A 20,540-nucleotide genomic window follows, 5' to 3' on the forward strand; every position below is an offset into this window, starting at 1 on the left:
CACAGGTGTAATCGAGTAACCGACCGGTAAACTCGGCAACCGTGGAGACTCTTGAGCACTATTCAGGCATGGCGCTGTACTCAGCGGTTATCGTTTACTCGCTCGCATTCATTTTTTATGCGGTCGACCTCGCTAACAGGAGCGACGACCAACGCGACGCCACGAAGAGCTCACGCAGCGTAAAGATCGGTTTCTCGCTCACGGTTCTCGGCTTCCTCCTACACGCAACGGCAACGGTGCTGCGCGGTATTGCTGCCGAGCGAGTGCCCTGGGCCAACATGTACGAGTTTGCCCTCACCGCGACGCTCGCCGGAATCTTCATCTTTATCATCGTGCAGTTCTTCGTCGACCTGCGCTTCCTCGGCACCCTCATGACGGGCATCGCGGTGCTCTTCCTCATGGTCGCTAAGGTCAATTACTTTGTGCCGGTCGTGCCGCTGCAAGACGCGCTGAATTCGTACTGGCTTGTGATCCACATTCTTGTCGCCGTGCTCGCCGTCGGCCTCTACACGCTCGCCTTCGGCCTCGCGATTCTGCAGCTCATGCAGTCACGCCGCGAACGCCTCAAGAAGGAGTCGGGCGCCGAGGTCATGAAGATGCTGCGCGGTTTCCCGACGTCAGAGCGCCTCGAGAACCTCTCGTACCGCATGACGGTCATCGGCTTCGTCTTCTGGACCTTCACGCTGATCGCCGGCTCGATCTGGGCCGAGGCCTCGTGGGGCCGCTACTGGGGCTGGGACACGAAAGAGGTCTGGACCTTCGTCATCTGGGTGCTCTACGCCGGCTACATTCACGCCCGTGCGACCCGCGGCTGGCGTGGCAACCCTTCGGGCTGGTTGAACATCGTGGGCTTCACTGCAGTGATCTTCAACTTCACGATCGTGAACCAGTTCTTCCCGGGTCTGCACTCGTACTCGGGGCTGTAGGCCGCGCGCTGTAGGTCGGCGCCCGGTGCCCGGTGCCCGCTGCTGTTGTGGTGGGGTGCTCGCTGGTTGGCTGGCTGTTCGCTGGCTGGCTGGCGGCTGGCTGTGTCGCTTCCGGCTTGATTACTGTCCTAGAGTGTCACTTTTGTGCCTGAAGCCGGTGCGACGGCCATCTTTCGGCTACCTGGCGGCACCGCGAGGCTGTTTCCCGGCTTTTATCGCGTCTACTTGACGAAAAGCAGGGTTATTTCGCGAAAACACCCTGCTTTTCGTCAAGTAAACGGAAAAACGGTGTGCAGGATCGCCCCGGAGCCCGGAGCCCGGAGCCCGGAGCCCGGAGCGGGCGGGCGATTGCCCAGTCGAGCGCGCAGGCGCACGCCCCCTACAGCAGGTGCCCGCCGCCCGACAGCTTCATGCGGTCGACGAGTTGCTTCACGTCCTGAGCGTGCTGCTTCGTGGTGACGAGCAGTACGTCGCTCGTGTCGACCACGACGATGTCGTCGACGCCGACGAGCGCGACGAGGCGGTCGCTTTCAGAGACGACGATGCCGCTCGACTTGTGCGAGAGTACCTGGGCGCTGTCGCCGAGCACGGCGAGGTCGCTTTGGCGGCCGCGGGTGAGGAGCTTCGCGACGGAGGCGAAGTCGCCGACGTCGTCCCACTCGAAGTGGGCCGAGACGCAGACCATGTTGCCGGCGGCGGCCTCTGGCTCTGCGACCGTGTAGTCGATCGCGACCTTCTTCAGATGCGGCCACAGTTCTTCGCGCTTCTGGGCGCCGTCGCTTGAGTTCCAGCTCGCGGCGATCTCGCGAAGGTCGGCGACGAGCTGGGGCTCTGACTTGGCCATGGCCTCGAGCAGCACGGTGGCGCGGGCGATGAACATGCCCGCGTTCCAGAGGTAGCCGCCCTCGGTGATGTATCGCTCGGCGGTCTCCTGGTTGGGCTTCTCGACGAACTCGTCGACGTCGTACACGTCGAAGGGGGCGAGGTCGGTGCGAGCACCGCCGCCCTTGATGTAGCCGAAGCCGGTCGAGGGAAAGGTGGGGTGAATGCCAATCGTGACGATCGAGCCCTCGTCGGCTGCCGCGACGGCAGTGCGAACGGCGCGTTCGAAGAGCACCGATCCGCGAATGACGTGGTCGGCGGCGAATGAGGCGATGATCGCGTCGGGGTCGCGAATTTCGAGCAGGGCGGCCGCGAGGCCGATCGCTGCCGACGAGTCTTTGGGTGATGGCTCGGTGATGAGGTTATGCTCGGGCAGGTCAGGCAGTTGGGCGCGAACGAGGGGCGCGTGCGCCTGGCCCGTCACCACCATGATGCGCTCGGGGTCGACGAGGGGCTCGAGCCGCTGCCACGTGGAGCTGAGCAGCGATGAGCCTGAGCCCGTGAGATCGAGCAAGAATTTTGGGGCTTTGGCCCGTGAGAGCGGCCAGAGGCGTGAGCCAACTCCGCCCGCGGGAATCACGCACGTTAGACGATCAATAGGGTCACGCTCAGCTGTCATACTCACCACTGTAGCGACACTGAATGGCCCTATTCAGAACGTCCTAGTGGCGTTCATAAACCTCATAGGGTATGCCGGTGGTCATGAGTCTCTCAGAAAAGTGCCATAATGAGAGGCGTAGCTCAGTCATTTGCGAGCCAAAAAAGCACCCCGTATGACTCAGGAGGAGCATCTAGTGTCCACCAATACAGCAGGCCAAGCCCCTGCGGTAGCGCCGAAAAAGCAACGCGTTGGAGGTACTCTCTACCGCGGCAACCAGGGCATGTGGTCCTGGGTTCTGCACCGCATCACCGGTGTGGCCATCTTCTTCTTCCTTCTCGTGCACGTTCTCGACACCGCGCTCATTCGCGTGAGCCCTGAGGCGTACAACGTGGTCATCGGCGCCTACCAGACCCCGATCATGGGTCTTGGCGAGGTCGCCCTCGTGGGTGCGATCGTCTACCACGCCTACAACGGCATTCGCATCATTCTGGTCGACTACTGGTCGAAGGGCCCCAAGTACCACAAGGCGATGTTCAACATCGTGCTGGTCGCATGGGTCATCACCATGGCGGGCTTCACGCCTCGTCACCTCATGAACGTGTTCGGCTGGTAGGGCGAGAAGGAGTTAGAGAACCAATGACTGCAGTAGCAACTCGCGGTAAGAGCGGCACCAACTGGGAAAAGTGGGGCTGGATTTACATGCGCGTCTCGGGAATTCTTCTCGTCGTGCTCATTTTCGGCCACCTCTTCACCAACCTCATGGTTGGCGACGGCATTCACGCAATTGACTTCGGCTTTGTTGGCGGCAAGCTCGCACAGCCGTTCTGGCAGGTGTGGGACACGCTGCTCCTGTGGCTCGCCCTCATTCACGGTGCCAACGGCATGCGCACCATCGTCAACGACTACGTGACCAAGCAGGGAGCGGCGAAGGCGCTGAAGATCGCGCTCTTCCTCGCGGCAGCATTGCTTATTCTGCTCGGCACCCTCGTTGTTTGGACATTCGAGCCCTGCCCGGAAGGCGCTGACCCCGCTCTCCTCGCATCGTTCTGCTCGGCACAGTAAGCACATTTCAAAGGAGTTCACAGTTTTGAGCACGGATACTCACGCGGGCGAAGACGTTCAGGTCATCGACGGGATTACCTATCACCAGTTTGACGTGGTGATTGTTGGCGCTGGCGGCGCAGGCATGCGCGCAGCCATCGAGGCGGCACCGAAGGCGAAGACCGCGGTGATCACCAAGCTGTACCCGACGCGTTCGCACACGGGTGCTGCGCAGGGTGGCATGGCCGCTGCCCTCGCCAACGTCGAAGACGACAACTGGGAGTGGCACACCTTCGACACCGTCAAGGGTGGCGACTACCTCGTTGACCAGGACGCGGCCGAGATTCTCGCGAAAGAGGCGATCGACGCGGTCATCGACCTCGAGAACATGGGCCTGCCCTTCAACCGTACGCCCGAGGGCAAGATCGACCAGCGTCGCTTCGGCGGCCACACCCGTGACCACGGTAAGGCCGCGGTTCGCCGCGCCTGCTACGCAGCAGACCGCACGGGCCACATGATTCTGCAGACGCTGTTTCAGAACTGCGTGAAGCTTGGTGTGAACTTCTTCAACGAGTACTACGTGCTCGACCTCGTGCTCGATGGCGAGGGCAAAGATCGCAAGGCCGCGGGCGTCGTCGCCCTCGAGCTCGCGACCGGCAAGATCCACGTCTTCCAGGCAAAGTCGGTCGTGTTTGCGACCGGCGGTTTCGGCAAGATCTTCAAGACGACGTCAAACGCGCACACCCTCACGGGCGACGGCGTTGGCATCGTGTGGCGCAAGAACCTGCCGCTCGAAGACATGGAGTTCTTCCAGTTCCACCCGACCGGCCTCGCCGGCCTCGGCATTCTCTTGACCGAGGGTGCCCGTGGTGAGGGTGCGATCTTGCGTAACGCCTCGGGCGAGCGTTTCATGGAGCGCTACGCGCCGACCATTAAAGACCTCGCCCCGCGTGACATTGTTGCGCGTTCAATGGTGCAAGAGGTGCTCGACGGTCGCGGCGCTGGCCCGCACAAAGACTACGTCTACCTTGACTGCACCCACTTGGGCGCCGAGGTGCTCGAGACGAAGCTGCCCGACATTACCGAGTTCGCGCGCACCTACCTGGGCGTAGACCCTGTCGTTGAGCCCGTTCCCGTGTTCCCGACCGCGCACTACGCGATGGGCGGCATCCCGACGAACAACGACGCCGAGGTGCTCATGGACAACACGACCGTTGTTCCTGGCCTCTACGCCGCGGGCGAATGCGCCTGCGTTTCGGTGCACGGCTCGAACCGTCTTGGCACGAACTCACTGCTCGACATCAACGTGTTCGGCAAGCGCGCTGGCAACAACGCAGCCGACTACGCAAACGAGGCCGAGTTCGCTCCGCTGCCAAAGGGCGCGGCATCGCACGTGCTCGAGATGGTCGAGACGATTCGCAGCTCGACCGGCACCGAGAGCGTCGGCAAGATCCGCCAGGAACTGCAGGAGGCGATGGATCGCGGCGCTCAGGTGTTCCGCACCGAAGACTCGCTCACCGAGGTACTCGGTGTGATCCACGACCTGCGCCTGCGCTACATGAACGTGGCCATTCACGACCGCGGCCAGCGCTTCAACACCGACCTGCTCGAGGCAATCGAGCTCGGCTTCCTGCTCGACCTCGCAGAGGTTCTGGCATACACGGCTCGTAACCGTAAGGAGAGCCGTGGCGGTCACATGCGCGACGACTACCCGAAGCGCGACGACGAGAACTACATGAAGCACACGATGGCGTACCTGACCGGTGACCCGCACTCGGCAGATCCCGAAGACCACATCACGCTCGATTGGAAGCCCGTGGTTATGACGAGGTACCAGCCCATGGAGAGGAAGTACTAGAGCATGAGTGCCACAACCGCAACCGCTACCGCAAACGACACTGCGACCGCGACCGTGAACGAAGATGCACCGCAGCCGTTTAACGTCACGCTGCTCATTCGCCGCTACGACCCCGAATCGGGCCAGGAGGCGTACTGGGAAGACTTCGATGTGCCCATGTACCCGACCGACCGTATTCTCGATGCCCTGCACAAGATCAAGTGGGACATGGATGGCTCGCTGACGTTCCGCCGCTCGTGCGCGCACGGCATTTGCGGATCAGACGCGATGCGCATCAATGGTCGCAACCGTCTCGCGTGCAAGACGCTCGTGAAAGACCTCGATATCTCGAAGCCGATTTACGTTGAGCCGATCAAGGGCCTGCCCCTCGAGAAGGACCTCATCGTCGACATGGAGCCTTTCTTCGCGGCATTCCGCGAGGTGCAGCCGTTCCTCGTCGCTGGCTCGAAGCCGGAGCCTGGCAAGGAGCGCGTGCAGTCGATCGAGGATCGAGCGCGTTTCGACGACACCACCAAGTGCATTCTCTGCGCTGCGTGCACCTCGTCATGCCCCGTGTTCTGGACCGACGGCCAGTACTTCGGCCCCGCGGCGATCGTGAATGCACACCGCTTCATCTTCGACTCGCGTGACGACAACGCGCAGGTTCGCCTCGACATCCTGAACGACAAAGAGGGCGTGTGGCGCTGCCGCACCACCTTCAACTGCTCTGAGGCATGCCCCCGTGGCATCCAGGTGACCCAGGCAATCGCCGAGGTCAAGCAGGCCATTCGTACCGGCAAGGTGAACTAATAGTACGCACTTCGAAGAGCCCTCGGCAGGCGCCGCCCAAGGTGAGCGCCTGGCGAGGGTTCTTTGCATACGTGTGGAAGCGCATTCGCTTCTCGCACCCGTACCGAGCGTTCTCTCGCTTCACCGACGTCGGCGGTCCGGTGTTGAGCGCGGGCATGAGCTTCCAGGCGGTCTTTGCCGTCTTTGCGGCGTTGTGGGTCGGCTTCGGCATTCTCGCCCTCTCGACGCGTGGCAACACCGAGCTCATTAACTCGATCTCTGAGATCGTGAACTCGTACGTTCCGGGTCTCATTGAGACGGCTGAGCAAAAGGGGCAGATCAAGCTCGATGAGCTGCTCAACCAGCGCACCCTCACCTGGGGTAGCGCGATCGCCGGTGTCTCGCTCGTGTGGGTCTCGATGGCCTGGTTCACGAGCACGCGGCGCTCGGTGCGCATCATTTTTGGCCTCGAGGTCAAGGAGTACCGCAACTGGTTGCTGCTCAAACTGCGCGACTTCTTCGGCGCGGTCGGCTTCTTCCTCGCGATTCTCATCTCGGCCTCGCTGACCGTCGTGAGTTCGAGCGTGTTTCGGCACGTTCTCGACTTCTTCGATGTGAGTGGCGATAGCTGGCTCGCGGGCACCCTTGGCTGGGTCGCGAGTTACACGCTCATGTTCCTGCTCGACGTGCTTATCATCATGGGCATTCACATGCTGCTGGCCGAGGTGAAGGTCGCCTCGGTGTGGCGTCTCATCGAGGGCAGCGCCTACGGCTCGCTCGCGCTCTTTGGGCTGAAGCTGCTTGCGAGCCTCGGCTTCGTGAGCGTCGGCTCGAACCCGCTGCTTGCCTCATTCGCCTTCTTCGTGGCCCTGCTGCTCTGGTTTAACCTGATTTGTCGCGTGATTCTTATGACCTCGGCGTGGATCGCGACGGGTCAGGACCCCGAGATGGGATTGCCCGAGGGCGAGGTTTCGCCTAAGCGCTCGTAGGCGGCGAGCAAGATGCGCTCGGCGCGCACGAGATAGTCGTCGAGGAGGTCTGCCGCCTCTGCGGTTTTGACCGCCTCGATGAGTTCAACGATCGCGAGGTTCTGGTCGATGAACGGTGCGTGCAGGTATTCGGGGTCGTCGATGAGCCCGAAGGCAAGCCTGAGCTCTGCCGTGTAATTGTCGAAGAGCTGCCGCAGGCGTGGGCTGTCGGCGAGCTCGATGATGGCGGCGTGAAAGGCGATGTTGGCCGTGCCGACTCTGGTCCAGTCGTTCTCGTCGCGTCCCTTCACCGCCATCGTGACGGCTCGGCGCATGGCCGTGATCGCGGGGTGCTTGGGCAGTGAGCCTCTGATGGCCTGACACTCGATCATGCGCCGCACGCGGTAGAGGTCGATGATCGAGGTGATCGATGGCGTTGCGACCAACGCACCGCGGTTCGGAATGTGCGTGACGAGGCCCTCTTGACTGAGCAGCCTGAACGCTTCGCGAAGCGTGTTGCGTGAGACCCCGTGCTCCTGGGTGAGCTCGGCCTCGACGAGCCGGTCGCCAGGCGCGAGGGTGCCTGCGCTGATGTGTGAGCGCAGGGCGTGGGCCACGGCCTCTGCGCGCGAGAGTGCCACCGTTCGCTCGGCTCTTTCGCCGCGGGGTTGCTCGCTCGCCATGCCCCCATCTTAGCGGCGGGATCGGTGGGTGAGGAGTCGGAAAGCGCGCGTTCTGCCATGCATTGTTGAACAATTGCTACGTATTGTTCTACAATAATCCCAGTGGTGAATGACCACCACGACTTTCGACCCACCACGCAGCGTTGCGCCGGAAAGGAAACACCCATGAGCGAGAACCAAGCTCCCAATGCTCCTCGCGAAGCCCAGGTTCCAGGACCGGCAACCGTCGCGAGTAACACCGTCGGCTTTGTGAAGGCACGCAGGGCATCGCTGCTCGGCGCGATCTTCATGATGGCCACCTCGGCGATTGGCCCCGGCTTCATTACGCAAACGGCGATGTTCACGCAGATGCTGGGTGCGGCCTTCGCGTTTGGCATTCTCGTGTCGATCATCATCGACTTCGTGGTGCAGGCGAACATCTGGCGCATCATCACGGTGAGCGGCAAGCGTGCGGCCGAGCTCGCCAACGAGGCGATCCCGTACAGCGGCTTCGTGCTCGGCGTGCTCGTCATCTCGGGCGGCCTCGTGTTCAACATCGGCAACATTGCGGGCGCGGGCCTCGGTCTGAACGCGATGCTCGGTCTCGACCCGAAGATCGGCGGCGCGATCAGCGCTTGCCTCGCGATCACGATCTTCCTCGTGAAGCGCGCTGGAGTCGCGATGGATCGCGTCATGATCGTGCTCGGGCTGCTCATGATCGTGCTCACGGTGATCGTCGCGATCGTTGCGCACCCGCCCGTTGGTGAGGCGCTCAAGCAGACGGTGCTGCCCGACCACATTGACTTCGCGAGCATCACGACGATCGTTGGCGGCACGGTCGGCGGCTACATTACCTACGCTGGCGCGCACAAGCTGCTCGACTCGGGAGTCTCCGGTGTCGAGCACGCCGAGCAGGTCACGAAGTCGGCCTTTACCGGCATCGTTGTCACGGGCATCATGCGCTACGTGCTCTTTCTCGCCTTCCTCGGCGTGACCGCGAGCGGTGTGGCGCTCGACGTCGCTGGAAACCCCGCCGCCGACGCCTTCTTCGCCGCTGCCGGCGAGATCGGTCTGCGCGCCTTCGGCCTCGTGCTCTGGGCCGCCGGTATCTCGAGCGTCATTGGCGCCGCCTTCACCTCGGTCTCGTTCATGAGCGTGTTCAACCGCAAGGTCGAAGGCCGGGTGCGCGCCTGGGTGACGGTCGTGTTCATTGCGATCGGGCTCACGGTATACCTCGTGCTCGGCACGGCACCCGCGGCCCTGCTCGTCTTCGCGGGCGGCTTCAACGGCCTCATTCTGCCGCTCGGCTTCACCGTGTTCATGTACATCGGCTGGTTCAGGGAAGACCTCTTGAACGGGTACCGGATGCCAAGGTGGCTGCTCATTTCTGGAACACTGGTGACGGTGCTCACCTGGTACATGGGCGTGATGTCGATCGAAGCGATCTTCGCCTTCCTCGGCAGCAAGTAGAGCAGCGAACAATGACGTTACAGGAGCAACACATGCGTATTGATATGAATAGCGACCTCGGTGAGCACTTCGGCGCGTGGCGCATGGGCGACGACGCGGCGATGCTCGATATCGTGACGAGCGCGAATATCGCGTGCGGGTTTCACGCGGGCGATCCGCTGTCGATTCGCGAGACGGTGTCGGCTGCCGCCGAGCGCGGCGTCGTCATCGGCGCGCACGTCGCCTACCCAGACCTCGTCGGATTCGGCCGGCGCCCCATGAACGTGACGAGCCCCGAGCTCGAGGCCGATGTGATGTACCAGATTGGCGCGCTCGATGGTCTCGCGAGATCGTGCGGATCATCGGTGGCCTACGTGAAACCCCACGGTGCGCTGTACAACACCATCGCTCACGACGAGCGCCAGGCCGCAGCGGTGATCGCGGCGATGCGCGCGTTCAATCCCGAGATCGCACTCATGTGCCTCGCGGGCACGCCCATCGTCGAGCAGGCGCGGGCGGCTGGGCTCACGGTCGTGACCGAGGCCTTCGCCGACCGCGGCTATGAGCCCGACGGCCGGCTCGTTTCGCGGCGTGAGGAGGGCGCCGTGCTGCACGATGCAGCCGAGGTCGCGGCGCGCATGGTGCGGCTCGTGACCGAGGGCGTCATTGAAGCGCGCGACGGTAGCACGGTGACGCTGCAGGCCGACTCGATCTGCGTACACGGCGACAGTCCCGGAGCCCTCGAGATGGCGCGCGCGGTGCGTGGTGCCCTCGACGAGGCCGGGGTAGTGCTGCGCTCGTTTGCGGGGGCCGAACGGTGACCCTCGAGGTGCGTCGGGCGGGCGATGGCGCCCTGCTCGTTGATGCGGGCAGCCTCGATGGTGCGCTCGCGGTGCTCGGCGCACTGAGTGACGCCGTGCGCCTGGGGCAGCTCAGCGTGACCGAGCTCATTCCGGCAGCCCGCACGGTGCTCGTGCGCGGCGACTTCGAGCAGACCGACCCGGGGGCGTTTCGCGAGTACGTTGCGGCTCTGCTCGCCGAGCGGTCGGCGGGAAGCGCCCAGCAGGTGAGCCCCGAGGTCACGACCATCGACGTCGTGTACACGGGACAAGACCTCGCCGCCGTCGCAGAACTGACGGGGCTCAGCATCGATGACGTGGTCGAACTGCACACCGCCTCGCGCTTCACGGTCGCCTTCACGGGCTTCGCGCCGGGCTTCGCCTACCTCTCGGGCGGCGATCAGCGCCTCACGGTGCCGAGGCGTTCGACGCCTAGGCCGCGCATCCCTGCAGGGTCTGTTGGCCTTGCGGGAGAGTTCTCAGGCGTGTACCCGCGGCAGAGCCCCGGCGGCTGGCAGCTCATCGGGCACACCGAGCACCCCATGTGGGATCTCAGCCGGGAGCAGCCCGCGGCGCTCGTGCCAGGGGCCGAGGTGCGATTCCGCGCGGTGCGCGAGCAGCTGAGCACGGCCGCGGCACCTGCTTCTGAGGCAGTGGCTGAGGCCGCCGCTCAGCAAGCCGACCCACAGCCGCTTGCAGCGAACCAGCCCGCGCTCACGGTGCTGAACCCGGGGCTGCAGTCGCTCGTGCAAGACGAGGGAAGGCCGGGGCAGGGGCACCTCGGCGTGAGCGCCTCGGGCGCCGCCGATCGCGGTGCGCTCGCCCGTGCGAACCGCCTCGTGGGCAACCCCGCGGGTGCCGCCGCCCTCGAACTTCGCTTCGGCGACTTCTCGGCCCGCGCCGAGACCACGCTCGTCGCCGCGCTCACGGGCGCACCACGTCAGGCCACGGCCCGGGGCCCGCTCGGAACCCGAGAGCTACCCTTCGGCGCACCCTTCAGACTCACCGAGGGTGAAACGCTCGAACTCGCAGCCGCCGAACGGGGAGTCGTCACCACCCTCGCCCTGCGCGGAGGCGTCGTCGCCCCCGAGGTGCTCGGCAGTGTTTCACGTGACACACTCGCGGGGCTCGGCCCCGAGGCACTCGCCGCGGGCGACGTCGTGAGGGTGGGCGTGAGTCGCGGGCTTCAGGCGGTGCGGGAATCGCTCGGCGATGATCCGCGATTGCCTGCCGCTGGCGACCTCGTCACGCTCGGCATCGTGCTTGGCCCGCGCGACGACTGGTTCTCGCGTGATTCGCTTGAGCGGCTCACGACGCAGGAATGGCTCGTGACCCCGCGCAGCGACCGCGTCGGCGTGCGACTTGAGGGCGATCCGCTCGAGCGCAGCCCCCAGCATGAGGGGCTCGAGCTTGCGAGCGAGGGGCTCGTCACCGGCGCGATCCAGGTGCCGCCAGACGGGCAGCCGGTGCTCTTTCACGCCGATCGTCCGCTCACGGGCGGGTACCCCGTGATCGCCGTCGTGCGCGCTGGCGACCTCGATAGCGTCGCGCAGCTGCCCCCGGGCGCGAGGGTGCGTTTTGCCCTCGTCGACCCCGCCGAGACGTCGGGCCCCGTGCGGCCCACCCAAACCCTCTCCACGAAGGAGTCGTCACAATGACATTCACCAAAGTTCTCATCGCCAACCGTGGCGAGATCGCCGTGCGCATCATCCGCGCGGCCAAGGAGGCCGGGCTGCACTCGGTCGCCGTGTACGCCGACATCGACGCCGAGAGCCTGCACGTGCGCCTCGCTGACGAGGCCTACGCGCTGGGCGGCAGCACCCCCGCCGAGACCTACCTCGACGCCGCGAAGATCATCGAGATTGCGAAGCGCTCAGGCGCGGGAGCCGTGCACCCCGGGTACGGGTTTCTCGCCGAGAGTGCGGCCTTTGCGACCGCGGTGCACGAGGCCGGATTAACGTGGATCGGCCCCGATGCACCCTCGATCGAACTGCTCGGCGATAAGGCGCGCGCCAGGGCGCTCGCGGCCGAGGTCGGGGCCCCGCTCGTTCCCGGCACGAACGAGCCCGTCAAGGGCGCCGACGAGATCGTCGCCTTCGCCGATGCGCACGGGCTGCCCGTCGCGATCAAGGCGGTGCACGGCGGCGGCGGCCGCGGCATGCGGGTCGTGCGATCGCGCGACGAGATCGCTGAGGCCTACGCTTCGGCGGTGCGCGAGGCCGAGACCGCTTTCGGGCAGGGCGACTGCCTCGTCGAGCGCTTTCTCGAGGCGCCGCGCCACATCGAGGCTCAGGTGCTCGGCGACCGCACGGGGGGCATCGCGGTGCTCGGAACCCGCGACTGCTCGCTGCAGCGCCGCAATCAGAAGCTCGTCGAAGAGGCCCCAGCTCCGTTCCTCACCGACGAACTGCGTGCCCGCATCGAGACCGCCGCCGCCGACATTTGCGGCGCCGCGAACTACGTGGGCGCCGGAACCGTCGAGTTTCTGCTCGGCAACGACGGCACGCTCACCTTTCTCGAGGTAAACACGCGCCTGCAGGTCGAGCACCCCGTGACCGAGATGATCACGGGCGTCGACCTCGTGCAGCAGCAGTTTCGTGTCGCGCAGGGGCTGCCGATGGACGTTCCCGAGGCGATCACGACCTTCGGCCACGCGATCGAGTTTCGCATCAACGCCGAAGATCCGGGTCTCGGCTACCTGCCCACCCCCGGCACGATCGAGACGATGACGGTTCCTGGCGGCCCCGGGGTGCGCTTCGACACCGGCTTCACCGAGGGGCAAACGATTCCTGGAACCTTCGACTCGCTCATCGCGAAGCTCGTCGTGTGGGGCAAGGACCGCAACGAGGCCCTGGCCCGCTCGCGCCGCGCCCTCGGCGAACTCGTCATCACGGGCGTCGCGACGGTCGTGCCCTTCAGCCGTTACGTCGTGACGGAGCCGGCATTCACGGCGACCGGCGAGGCCGGCTTCGCCGTTCACACCCGGTGGATCGAAGACGAGTGCACCCAAACCTTCACTCCCGCCGATGCCGTTCCCGAGCCCGCCGCCGGAGGCATGACGCGCTTTCCCGTCGAGATCAACGGGTGGATGCGTGAGATCGGCCTCCCGACCACGCTGCTCGCGGGGCTGGGGCGTGCGGCCGGTGCGGCTGGTGGCGTCGCTGGTGCCGGCGGCGGGGCTACTTCTGGTGGCCTCGACGGGTACGGTGCTGGCGCTGCCGCTGCCGCTGGTGCGCTCGTCGCTCCCTTCGCGGGAACACTGAGCTCATGGTCGGTCGCCGACGGTGAGACGGTGAGCGAGGGTGAGACGGTCGCGATCCTCGAGGCAATGAAAATGGAGGTGCCGGTTGCCGCACCCCGCGCCGGTGTTCTCAGCCACGGTGTAGCCGCGGGCGAGCAGGTTGCGGCCAAGGCTGCGATCGGCGTGATCGAAGAGCACGAAGGGTAGGGCTGCGATGATGCAGGCGAGTGAACACCAATTGCGTGAGGCGAGGGCGGCGCGTGCCGCGTACCGGGCGGGCGAGGTGCGACCCACGAGCGGAGTCGCGCACGGGCTCGTGCAGGCGAACCTCATCTCGGTTCCGGCTGACTGGGCGTACGACGTGCTGCTGTACTCGCAGCGCAACCCCAAGCCGTGCCCCGTGCTCGAGGTGCTTGATGCCGGGGCCACCGAGTCGAAGCTCGCGCCGGGATCAGACCTGCGGGTCGACATTCCCCGCTACCGCGTGTGGCGCGACGGCGAACTCGCCGAAGAGGTCACCGACGCCTCTGCTGCGTGGCGCGAGCACCCCGACCTCGTGTCGTTTCTCATTGGCTGCAGCTTCACCTTCGAAGCGGGGCTCGTCGACGCAGGGATACCGGTGAGGCACGCCGACATTGGGCGCAACGTTCCCATGTACCGCACGAACCGGGCCTGCGACCCCGCCGGCCGACTGCACGGTGAGATGGTCGTCTCGATGCGCCCCATCGCGGCCGACCGTGTAGCCGACGCGGTGCAGGTCTCGGGCCGCTACCCCGCGGTGCACGGTGCGCCCGTGCACGTGGGCGACCCTGCTGGCCTCGGCATCGCCGACATCATGGCGCCCGAGTTTGGCGACGCCCCCGAGATTCGCGACGGCGAGGTGCCCGTGTTCTGGGCGTGTGGCGTGACTCCGCAGGCCGCGATCATGGCGTCGAAACCGCCCTTCGCGCTGACCCACGCCCCGGGCTACATGTTCGTGACCGACGTGCCCGACCTCGCCTACATGGTCTGACCCGGGGCCTGCTGCTGCCAGGGCTCTACTGCTGCCCGGGGTTCGCTGTGCGGGCAAATTGTTTGCACTTTTGGGCGGTTTTGGCCCGTTTTGGGGCGAAAAGTGCAAACAATTTCGCGGGCAGGGGGCATCACAGGCCGGGCCCGCACCACCCCTACCGGCAGTACCCCCGCTCCCGTACCATGGAGGCATGCAAGCAACAGCCGCGCAGCACCGGGCCGAGCCCTACGATGTCGTTGACCTCATCACCGCGAAGCGCCACGCGAGGGCGCTTGGCGAGGGCGAGATCGACTGGCTGGTCGACGCCTTCACGCGCGGGGTGGTGGCACCCGAGCAGATGAGCGCGCTCATGATGGCGATTGTCATTCAGGGCATGAACCGTGACGAGATCAGGCAGCTGACCGCGGCGATGATCGCGTCGGGCGAGACCATGGATTTTGGGGTGCTCGGTAAGCCCGCGATCGATAAGCACTCGACCGGCGGCGTGGGCGACAAGATTACGCTGCCGCTCGTTCCGCTCGTCGCGTCGTTTGGCGTCGCGGTTCCGCAGCTTTCGGGCCGGGGGCTCGGGCACACGGGCGGCACGCTCGACAAGCTTGAGAGCATCGCTGGGTGGCGGGCCGACATGACGAACCCTGAGATTTACGCGGCGCTCGATGACATCGGCGGCGTGATTTGCGCGGCGGGCACGAGCCTCGCCCCAGCCGATAAGCGCATGTATGCGTTGCGCGATGTGACGGGTACGGTTGCGGCGGTTCCGCTCATCGCTTCGTCGATCATGTCGAAGAAGATTGCCGAGGGGGCGGGTGGCCTCGTGCTCGACGTGAAGGTCGGCTCGGGTGCGTTTTTGCCCGAGCTTGACGAGGCGCGCGAGCTCGCGCAAACGATGGTCAACCTGGGTGCTGACTCGGGCCTCGAAACGGTCGCGCTCATCACCGACATGGATCAGCCGCTTGGTCGCGAGGTAGGCAATGCCAACGAGGTACGCGAGTCGCTCGAGGTGCTCGCTGGTGGTGGCCCGAGCGACGTTGTCGAGCTCACGGTTGCGCTCGCCAGCGAGATGCTCGCGATGGCCGGCAAGCCCGATGCTGACCCGAGACGGGCGCTCGCCGACGGGAGCGCGATGGACGTGTGGAACCGGATGATCCGCTCGCAGGGTGGCGATCCGCTCGCTCCACTGCCCGAGGCGAACGAACGTGAGGTCGTGCGTGCCACGCGCGGCGGAACCGTGCAGCGCGTCGACGCCCGAGCCGTTGGCGTCGCGGCATGGCGGCTGGGTGCCGGGCGTGCGCGGCCGGGAGACCCGGTCGATCACGCGGCGGGGGTCACGGTGCACGCGAAGCCGGGCGACCTCGTGGCTGCGGGAGACGTGCTCTTCACGCTCGCCTGCGACAACGCTTCACGCATGCAGCGCGGCATTGACTCGCTGGCCGAGGCGTGCGAGATCGGCGACGCGGCGCACGAGGCGGGGCCGATCGTGCTCGAGCGCGTCACCGCTTCCTAGGCCGGGCTCGCGCCAGAAAGCATGGCGGATCGGGCCAGGCTGAGACGCAAACGAGAACTCTCGCCTGTCGCCTAGCCCCGCGCGCTCGTGAGGGCTACAGTGAGGGTATGGCTTTCATTGAAGACCTCCCGAAAGTTTCCCTTCACGATCATCTCGATGGCGGCCTGCGGCCCGAGACCATCATTGACATTGCGACGAGGGAGGGCATTGCCCTGCCCGCGGGCGATCCCGACGCGCTCGCCGACTGGTTTCTTGAGAGCTGCACGGGCGGCGACCTCAGCGAGTATCTGAAGACGTTCGAGCTGACGGTGAGCGTCATGCAGACGCCCGAAGACCTGCGGCGGGTTGCCTACGAGTTCGCGCTCGATCTCGCGAGCGACGGCGTGATTTACGCCGAGGTGCGGTGGGCGCCAGAGCAGCACACGCGGGGCGGGCTGACGCTGCGCGCCGCGGTCGAGTCGGTGCAAACGGGCTTTGACGACGCGATGGCCGAGCTGCGCCAGGCGGGCGAAAGCCTCAGAGTGGGGCAGATTCTCTGCGCCATGCGGCACGAAGATCATAGCCTCGAGGTTGCCGAGCTCGCGCTGCAGTACCGCGATGCGGGCGTCGTGGGCTTTGACCTCGCTGGCCCCGAGGCTGGTTTCAGCCCCGAGCGTCACGCCGAGGCACTCGCGCTGCTCGCGCGGAACCACTTCCCGGTCACGATTCACGCTGGCGAAGAGGGAGAGCTCGACTCGGTGAAGGACGCGGTGTTTCATCGCGCTCTGCGCCTCGGGCACGGCACGCGTCTCGCGAACGACATCGAGGTTGAGACAGAGCACGAGGGCACGCTCACGGTCATTCTCGGCAGCACCGCCCAGTGGGTGCTCGACCGGGGCATCGCGATCGAGTGCTGCCCGACCTCGAACCTGCAGACGAGTTCGTCACCGTGGGGCGACGAGATTGAAGACCACCCCTTCGACGTGTTTTACCAGCTCGGCATGAAGGTTACGGTGAACACCGACAACCGGCTCATGAGCGACACGACGCTGAGCGCCGAGCTCGCCCTGCTCGTCGACGCCTTCGACTACACGATCGACGACCTGTACGAGTTTCAGAAGAACGCCGCGATGGCCGCGTTCATCACCCGCGAGGAGCGCCTCGAACTCGTCGAACAGCTCGCCGAGGGCTTTGACGCGTTCGAAGCATCGAATTAGCGGCGCGGGTCACGCCTGTAGCATGAACGCGATCGCGAAGATCACGGGCAGCGAGGCGAAGGTCGTGATGAACACGATGTTGCGCACGATGAGTTCAGACTTGCCGTAGGTCGCGGCGTAGTTGTACATGTTTTGCGCGGTGGGCAGGGCCGAGATGACGGTCGCTGCGAACACCGAGTGGGCGTCGAGACCGAGCACGGGGCCAGCGAGCACCCAGGCGAGCAGCGGGGCGACGAGCGTTTTGAGCAGGGTCGCGAGGGCGACGATGCGCAGCCCCGTGCCCCGTTCGAGCATCTTTTGGCCGTGAAACGAGGCTCCGAACGAGAGCAGTACGAGCGGAATCGCGGCGCCGCCAATCATGTCGACGGGCGCCATGATGACCTCTGGCACGGTCCACCCGGCGAGCGAGACGATGACGCCCGCGCCGGTGCCAATGATGATCGGGTTCGTGAGGGCGCGGCTGAGGGCGACCCAGGCGCCACGGTTCGATCCGCGGGTCGCCTCGAGCACCGCGAGAATCACGGGGGCAAAGAAGACGACCTGCATGATGATGAGCGGCGGAACGTACGAGATCTCACCGATGACGTACATTCCGACGGGCAGGCCGATGTTGTTGACGTTGCTGTAGCCGCTCGCTGCCGCGCCGAGTGTCGTCGTGCCCACGTCGGCACGGGAGAACAGCCGTGACCCGATGACAAAGAGCACGGCCATCGTGATCGCGGTGATCGCCGAGACGAGAATGACGGGCGACACCATGATCGCGAGATCAGAGTGTGAAACGATGCTGAAGAGCAGCGCGGGCGAGGCCACGTAGAAGGCGACGCGGTTGAGCACGAGCCGGTTTTCGCCGCTCACCACCCCGGTTTTTGCCGCAATGAACCCGGCCGCGATCACCACGAGGATGATCGCGAAGCCGGTTGCGACGCCCTGCATTACAGGCCGAGGGTCGTGATGACGGCCTGCTCGAGCGCCCGCAGTGCCGCTTCGGCGGAGGCCGTGCGTGAGGCGGTGTCGCCCTCGTCGCTAAAGGTGTCGAGGTAGAGCTTGAGCTTGGGCTCGGTGCCGCTCGGGCGAATCATGACGCGCGAGCCGCCCGCGAGGTCGAAGCGCAGCACGTCGGCGGGCACCTCGGCCATGCCAGGCTCGAGCAGATCGGTGAGTCGCTCGACCGCGGCTTCGCCGAAGGCCCGAGGCGGATCATTGCGAATCTGTGCCGCGAGAGCGCCGACCGCTTGCGCACTCTCGAGCCGCACCGTCACCTGCGTTGAGGCGAAGCAGCCGAACTCGGCGGTTGCGCGCTCCAGCTCGTGCCACACGGTCTCGCCCTTGGCGTGCAGGTCGAGGGCGAGCGCGATGAGGTCGGCGCTCGCGGTGATGCCGTCTTTATCGCGCACCATGCCGGGGCGGGTGAGGTAGCCGAGCGCCTCTTCAAACCCGAACACGAGATCGGGAACGCGGCTCACCCATTTGAAGCCAGAGAGCGTCTCGGCGTAGTCGAGGCCGTAGCGCTCGGCGACCTTCATGAGGGCCGGTGACGAGACGATCGTGCAGGCGAGCGAGCCTTTGGTGCCGCCAGCGGCAGCGAAGCGCTGGGCCGCCTGCCAGCCGAGCACGAGGCCCAGCTGGTTGCCGGTGAGGCGGCGGTAGCCGGTCTCAGAGCCCTCGAAGGGCAGTGCGATTGCGAGGCGGTCGGCGTCGGGGTCGTGCGCGATGATGAGGTCGGCGTCGACCTCGCGTGCCCGCTCGTAGGCGAGGTCGAGGGCGCCGGGCTCTTCGGGGTTCGGGAAAGAGACGGTCGGGAACGCGCCGTCGGGCTGGTCTTGCGCGTCAACGACCTTCACCTCGGGGTAGCCGAGCGCGGTGAAGAGGGCGCGGGCGGTTGCCGAGCCGACGCCGTGCATGGCGGTGTAGACGATCGTGAAGGCGTCGTCGCTCGGAAGGCGGTCGCGGGCCGCAATGCCCTCGGTCGCGGCGCTCACGTAGGCGTCGATGACCTCCTGGCCCGCGCGCTCGTACTGCGGTAGGCGCACGACATCGCTGAGGGGCTTCGCGGCGACCTCGTCAATGAGGGCTGCGATTGCCGCATCATCGGGTGAGGTGAGCTGCGATCCGCCGTCGGCATCGCCGAGGTACACCTTGTAGCCGTTGTCGCGCGGCGGGTTATGGCTCGCGGTGATCATGACGCCGGCCGAGGCGCCCAGGTGGCGCACGGCGAACGCCGTCACGGGAGTGGGCAAGGGGCCAGGCAGCAGAATGGTGCGGAACCCGGCGCCCGCAAACACCTCGGCGGCGTCGCGCGCGAAGACGTCAGAGAGGGTGCGCGCGTCGAAGCCGACGACGACGGTCGGGGTCTCGGCCGATTCGCCGCGTGCGGCACGCTCAGCGAGAAACTTGGCGAAGCCGGCGCTCGTCTGAATGATGACCTGGCGGTTCATGCGCGCGGGCCCCGGCCCAATCTCGCCGCGCAACCCCGCGGTGCCGAAGCTGAGGCGCGTGCCGAACTGGTCGACAATCGATTGCGCGGCCTCTTCAACGCCCGTGGGAATGAGGTTGATGGTTGCCTCGACCTCGGCCTTCGTCGCCCGGTCGGGGTCTTGCGCCGCCCAGCGCTCTGCAATGCTCATCGCGCGGGCGAGTTCAGAGTTCGAAAACGTCATGGCTGAATTCTACCGGTTTGCGAGGTGGCGCTCTGAGAAGTGTTGAGAGAGGCGGTGCGCGTGCTCAAGCAGCAGGTTTCCGAGCTCGGGCCTGCGGTCTTGCGAGAAGCGGCTCTCGATGCCCGTGAGGCTGAGCGCCCACGACGGTTGACCCGAGGGGCCGAACACCGCCGCGCCCATGCCCCAACTGCCCTCGACGATGAGCGCGGGGTTGACCGCGTAACCGTTGAGCCTCGTCTCGGCGATGCGATCCCGAATCGCCGCTTGGCTGTGCTCTGGCCCGTACTGGCCCGCGAGGTCGGTGGTCGCGAGGTAGCGGTCGACGGTCTCTTCGGGCATGAACGAGAGAATCGCGAGGCCAGCCGAGGCGACGCCGAGCGGAAATCGTTTGCCCTCGAAGAGCACGAATGAGCGGATCGGAAAACTGCCGTCAGAGCGCAGCATGCACACCGTTTCGTTGCCCCGCCGCATCGAGAGGAATGCGCTCTCGCCCGTCGCCTCTGAGAGTGCGGTGAGGTGGTGCCTCGCGATGTCAGAGACGTCGTAGCGCTCGGCGGCAACGTTGCCCATGAGGTAGATCTCTGGGCCAAGAAACCAGCGGCCGGTCTGCTGGTCGCGGTCGATGAAGCCCTCGTGCGTGAGTGAGGTAAGCAGGCGGTGCACGGTCGTTCGCGCGATCTCGGTGCGCTCGGCGACCTGCGAGGTGCTGCACCCCTCCGGCATGCTCTGGCTCACGACGCGCAATACCTCTGCGACGCGACCCACCACCTGGGCCCCCGCGACGGGTGATCCCGGCACCTGCTGCGACCTGTTCATCATGTGGACAAAGATACACAATGAAGCCATAAAATGATCGCTTTTGTCGCCACCGGCGCATCTGCTTGAGATATTTCGGCTGAATATCTAGCCTGAAGCTACGTGTGGCGTGTGACCACA

Annotated in this window: 18 protein-coding genes; 13 read left to right on the plus strand and 5 right to left on the minus strand. The window is 65.6% G+C overall.

What is annotated here, in order from left to right:
• Positions 1–68: 68 nt before the first annotated feature.
• Positions 69–926: a c-type cytochrome biogenesis protein CcsB gene (gene ccsB, locus JSO19_RS08545; protein ID WP_270912123.1), complete on the plus strand. Its 858-nt coding sequence runs from the start codon at positions 69–71 to the stop codon at positions 924–926.
• 379 nt (positions 927–1,305) lie between these two features.
• On the opposite strand, the gene JSO19_RS08550 is transcribed toward ccsB, so the two are convergent.
• A complete protein-coding gene (locus tag JSO19_RS08550) occupies positions 1,306–2,427 on the minus strand; it encodes a mannose-1-phosphate guanylyltransferase (protein ID WP_270911108.1) in 1,122 nt (373 codons plus the stop codon).
• Positions 2,428–2,602: 175 nt separating this feature from the next.
• On the opposite strand from JSO19_RS08550, the gene sdhC reads away from it, so the two are divergent.
• The 5 genes from sdhC to JSO19_RS08575 are packed head-to-tail and all read left to right on the plus strand — an operon-like array spanning position 2,603 to position 7,065.
• Positions 2,603–3,022 carry a succinate dehydrogenase, cytochrome b556 subunit gene (gene sdhC / locus JSO19_RS08555; protein WP_270911110.1) on the plus strand — a complete coding sequence of 140 codons (420 nt, stop codon included), beginning with the start codon at positions 2,603–2,605 and terminating at the stop codon, positions 3,020–3,022.
• A gap of 23 nt (positions 3,023–3,045) precedes the next feature.
• Positions 3,046–3,471 carry a succinate dehydrogenase hydrophobic membrane anchor subunit gene (locus JSO19_RS08560; RefSeq protein WP_217133734.1) on the plus strand — a complete coding sequence of 142 codons (426 nt, stop codon included), beginning with the start codon at positions 3,046–3,048 and terminating at the stop codon, positions 3,469–3,471.
• A 25-nt stretch (positions 3,472–3,496) separates the two neighbouring features.
• Positions 3,497–5,308, plus strand: a complete 1,812-nt coding sequence (sdhA, locus tag JSO19_RS08565; protein WP_217133736.1) for a succinate dehydrogenase flavoprotein subunit — start codon at positions 3,497–3,499, stop codon at positions 5,306–5,308.
• Between the two features lie 3 nt (positions 5,309–5,311).
• A complete protein-coding gene (locus JSO19_RS08570) occupies positions 5,312–6,097 on the plus strand; it encodes a succinate dehydrogenase iron-sulfur subunit (protein ID WP_217133738.1) in 786 nt (261 codons plus the stop codon).
• Positions 6,098–6,138: 41 nt separating this feature from the next.
• Positions 6,139–7,065: a YihY/virulence factor BrkB family protein gene (locus JSO19_RS08575; protein ID WP_270911111.1), complete on the plus strand. Its 927-nt coding sequence runs from the start codon at positions 6,139–6,141 to the stop codon at positions 7,063–7,065.
• Here JSO19_RS08575 and JSO19_RS08580 read toward each other — a convergent pair.
• Positions 7,011–7,727, minus strand: a complete 717-nt coding sequence (locus JSO19_RS08580; protein WP_270911112.1) for a GntR family transcriptional regulator — start codon at positions 7,725–7,727, stop codon at positions 7,011–7,013. The genes JSO19_RS08575 and JSO19_RS08580 overlap by 55 nt on opposite strands.
• A gap of 165 nt (positions 7,728–7,892) precedes the next feature.
• Between JSO19_RS08580 and JSO19_RS08585 the strand changes: the two genes are divergently transcribed.
• The 7 genes from JSO19_RS08585 (at position 7,893) to JSO19_RS08615 (ending at position 16,947) form a co-directional block, all read left to right on the plus strand.
• Complete coding sequence (locus JSO19_RS08585; protein ID WP_442915684.1) at positions 7,893–9,176, plus strand: NRAMP family divalent metal transporter; 1,284 nt, start codon at positions 7,893–7,895, stop codon at positions 9,174–9,176.
• A 32-nt stretch (positions 9,177–9,208) separates the two neighbouring features.
• Entirely contained in the window at positions 9,209–9,976 is a 768-nt protein-coding gene (locus JSO19_RS08590) for a LamB/YcsF family protein (protein ID WP_270911114.1), read from the plus strand.
• Complete coding sequence (locus tag JSO19_RS08595) at positions 9,973–11,652, plus strand: urea amidolyase family protein (protein WP_270911115.1); 1,680 nt, start codon at positions 9,973–9,975, stop codon at positions 11,650–11,652. The genes JSO19_RS08590 and JSO19_RS08595 overlap by 4 nt, the downstream gene beginning before the upstream one ends.
• Entirely contained in the window at positions 11,649–13,442 is a 1,794-nt protein-coding gene (locus JSO19_RS08600; RefSeq protein ID WP_270911117.1) for an acetyl/propionyl/methylcrotonyl-CoA carboxylase subunit alpha, read from the plus strand. Before JSO19_RS08595 ends, JSO19_RS08600 begins: the two co-directional genes overlap by 4 nt.
• Positions 13,443–13,449: 7 nt before the next feature.
• Positions 13,450–14,247 carry a putative hydro-lyase gene (locus tag JSO19_RS08605; protein WP_270911119.1) on the plus strand — a complete coding sequence of 266 codons (798 nt, stop codon included), beginning with the start codon at positions 13,450–13,452 and terminating at the stop codon, positions 14,245–14,247.
• Positions 14,248–14,437: 190 nt separating this feature from the next.
• The gene (locus JSO19_RS08610) at positions 14,438–15,751 is read left to right on the plus strand and encodes a thymidine phosphorylase (RefSeq protein ID WP_270911120.1); all 1,314 of its coding nucleotides are present in this window, start codon (positions 14,438–14,440) and stop codon (positions 15,749–15,751) included.
• 107 nt (positions 15,752–15,858) lie between these two features.
• Complete coding sequence (locus tag JSO19_RS08615) at positions 15,859–16,947, plus strand: adenosine deaminase (RefSeq protein WP_270911121.1); 1,089 nt, start codon at positions 15,859–15,861, stop codon at positions 16,945–16,947.
• 9 nt (positions 16,948–16,956) lie between these two features.
• Here JSO19_RS08615 and JSO19_RS08620 read toward each other — a convergent pair whose 3' ends face one another.
• The 3 genes from JSO19_RS08620 to JSO19_RS08630 are packed head-to-tail and all read right to left on the minus strand — an operon-like array spanning position 16,957 to position 20,423.
• Positions 16,957–17,880 (minus strand): AEC family transporter, encoded by a 924-nt coding sequence (locus tag JSO19_RS08620; RefSeq protein WP_270911122.1) that lies wholly within the window; start codon positions 17,878–17,880, stop codon positions 16,957–16,959.
• Positions 17,880–19,604 carry a phospho-sugar mutase gene (locus JSO19_RS08625; RefSeq protein ID WP_270911123.1) on the minus strand — a complete coding sequence of 575 codons (1,725 nt, stop codon included), beginning with the start codon at positions 19,602–19,604 and terminating at the stop codon, positions 17,880–17,882. The genes JSO19_RS08620 and JSO19_RS08625 overlap by 1 nt, the downstream gene beginning before the upstream one ends.
• Before the next feature lie 9 nt (positions 19,605–19,613).
• On the minus strand, positions 19,614–20,423 hold the full coding sequence (locus JSO19_RS08630; protein ID WP_333735186.1) for an IclR family transcriptional regulator: 810 nt from the start codon (positions 20,421–20,423) through the stop codon (positions 19,614–19,616).
• Positions 20,424–20,540 lie beyond the last annotated feature (117 nt).

Origin of the sequence: Leucobacter sp. UCMA 4100 (assembly GCF_027853335.1) — a bacterium.
In the GTDB taxonomy this organism is placed as follows: Bacteria; Actinomycetota; Actinomycetes; order Actinomycetales; family Microbacteriaceae; genus Leucobacter_A.